Genomic DNA, 392 nt, shown 5'->3' with positions numbered 1-392 from the left:
TCAACAACCACTTCAGACGCGAAGGTGCCCTGGCCCATGCCAGTCAGCGCAGCCAGCATCTGGCCGGTCTGGTTGTTATCAGAATCGATGGACTGTTTGCCGAGAATAACCAGTTTTGGCTCTTCTTTCTCAACCACGGCCTTCAGCAATTTGGCGGCGTCGAGGGACTGAACGTCCTCATCGGCTTCAATGTGGATGCCACGGTCAGCGCCCAGCGCCAAAGCAGTACGAATCTGCTCCTGACACGCCTTGGGGCCGATGGAAACCACGACGATTTCGTTTGCAATGCCCTTTTCTTTCAGACGAACCGCTTCTTCAACAGCGATTTCGCAGAATGGGTTCATTGCCATTTTGACGTTGGCGAGATCAACACCAGTGTTATCCGGCTTGAC

At 53.8% G+C, this 392-nt stretch carries 1 pseudogene; it reads right to left on the bottom strand.

The window, feature by feature from the left end:
- Window positions 1-392 (bottom strand): annotated as a pseudogene (locus RG807_RS17855) (electron transfer flavoprotein subunit beta/FixA family protein); the annotation flags it as partial.

It is taken from the genome of Marinobacter sediminicola (assembly GCF_031157525.1).
In the GTDB taxonomy this organism is placed as follows: Bacteria; Pseudomonadota; Gammaproteobacteria; order Pseudomonadales; family Oleiphilaceae; genus Marinobacter; species Marinobacter sediminicola.
Note: the sequence above shows the minus strand (reverse complement) of the source record. Positions and strands in the feature narration are given on the sequence as shown.